We start from the raw sequence: 2,016 nt of genomic DNA on the forward strand, positions 1-2,016 counted from the left end.
CCCGAGTTCGACAGTTAAACGCGTAACGTGTTGATCCATATAGGGCCGCGCATCAAACGCTCCACTACAACAGGGTCAGTTGGGTATCGAGATTGGGTTTTGGGATGTCCAGTGCCGCCAGGATGGCGGCATGTTGTGTGGTGACCGACGACAGTCCGGCCACCGGCTGGCTGTCGTTCAGAGTGATGCGGTGATGCTGAATGCGGCGCAGTTGTGCCAATGCCCGCTCGGGTGATAGCGCCGTGTCACTTGCGTGCAGGCGGGTGCGCATCACCCGGTACAGGATCAGCGCCATGAAGCAGATTGCCGCGTGCGCCCGGATGCGTCCGGGCAGCCGGTGATAAATGGGTCCGATTTCAATCTCCGATTTCAGGACTCGAAACCCTCGTTCGATGTCGGCCAGTGACTTGTATCGCCGCACCACATCCTCAGGCGCGAGATCGGCGACATTGGTCACCAGCAGCAGCTTGCCGTCCATCAGACGCGCGTGCGCCAGGGCGCGCTCATCGATGCCGTAGCTGAACAGCTCACTCTTGAGATCGACCTTGACGATGCGTGCCAGATGGGCCTCGCACACCTCGTGATAGAAGCGCGCCCGTGCACCGCCGTCAGACAGCTTGCGGCCGCGAACCTTTTTGACGAGGGCCTGATCGCTGTTGTTTTTGCTGTCTTTCCGGCTGTCCTTTGCGCTGTCCTGCGCATCGAGCTTGCCCGTCCATTGCGCGGCCTGCTGCTCCAGTGCCTCGATGCGCCGGTCGCGCTTGGCACCGGCCTCCAACGCAACCTGCGGATCGTGTGCAACCACCAGGCGCAAGTCGTTCCAGCGCGTCTCGGTGACCACCTCGGACGGCGCATCGGCGCACTGCGCCGCATGCAGTGGACCCAGCAGATCGATGAAGTCCGCATAACGTCGACCTGGCACGGCCAGGATGAATTCCAGCTGACCCCCACCTGGCAAAGTGATGGCCTGCAAATCTGCCAGGTTGTCGCTCGAGAGCAGCCCGCGATCGGCCACGGCAATGACGCGCTTGACGGGCAAGCGCTGCACGATCTTCTCGATGATGGGCTTGAGCGTGGTCACCTCGGCCGTGTTGCCATCGAACACCTCGTGGTACAGCGGCAGGCCCTGGGCGGTCTGCACCACGCCGAGCATGACCTGGCGGGCGATGAGCCCTTCCTTGGCCATGCCGAAGTGGCGCAAGTCGCCTTCCTGCTGCGACAGGCCACTGGCACGGATGGTGGTCATGTCGTAGAACACGATGGCCAGATCCTGATCGACCAGCGGGCGCAGCAAGCCGGCGAGCACCGCCTCGACTTCCTCGTGGCTGTCGACCAGCGCGTCCATGGCACGCAGCAAGTGCTGGTGGTTGATCGACTCGCACATGATGCCGGGCAGGCTGACGGTCTCGACCCAGCGCAGCACGCCGAGTTTGGAGTCCGGATCGCACAGGCGGTTGAGCACCATCACGCGGATCAGGGCCTCGACGTCGATGGTGTGGCGGGTGCGCCGGAACAGCGTTCGCAGACGATCGAAGCCGAGCGAATTCCACAGCTGCGTGAGAGCCCAGACGTCGCCGAAGTCGCGTGCCGATTCGAAGTGCACGACTGGTTGCGCTGCAGCACCAGACGCGCCGCTCAGCCTGCGTGAGACAGCGCGTGATGTAGCGGGTGAAGTAGCAGGCGAGCCAAAGGGCTGACCGGTGACACGCAGCAGGCCGGAGATGACGGACTCGAGGCCGCTGTCCATCTGGTCGAGTCGACCCAGGGTGGCCACGGTGCGCTGCTTGGGGCGTCCGGAATCGTCGCGATAGGCTTCGACGAGTTGGACGTATTGGCGCGGGCCGGAGCGGGTGACTTTGATGAACACGCCACTACTCTAATCGATCACACTACCAATATGGAAATGGATAGAAAATAGAAAAACGTGCCATTACCAAAATATCGAAAATCGAGCGCTAAGTCGTTGTTTATATTGGAGTCGAAGCACCCAGCCAGCGATTAACTGTCGAACTCGGG

General features: G+C 61.9%; 1 protein-coding gene. It reads right to left on the bottom strand.

Going from position 1 to position 2,016, the window contains the following annotated elements; translation table 11 throughout:
* Positions 1 to 64: 64 nt before the first annotated feature.
* Positions 65 to 1,867: an IS1634 family transposase gene (locus QN413_RS26890; RefSeq protein WP_323499618.1), complete on the bottom strand. Its 1,803-nt coding sequence runs from the start codon at positions 1,865 to 1,867 to the stop codon at positions 65 to 67.
* Positions 1,868 to 2,016: the final 149 nt, after the last annotated feature.

Source organism: Variovorax sp. LG9.2, from assembly GCF_035018885.1.
GTDB lineage: Bacteria > Pseudomonadota > Gammaproteobacteria > Burkholderiales > Burkholderiaceae_C > Variovorax.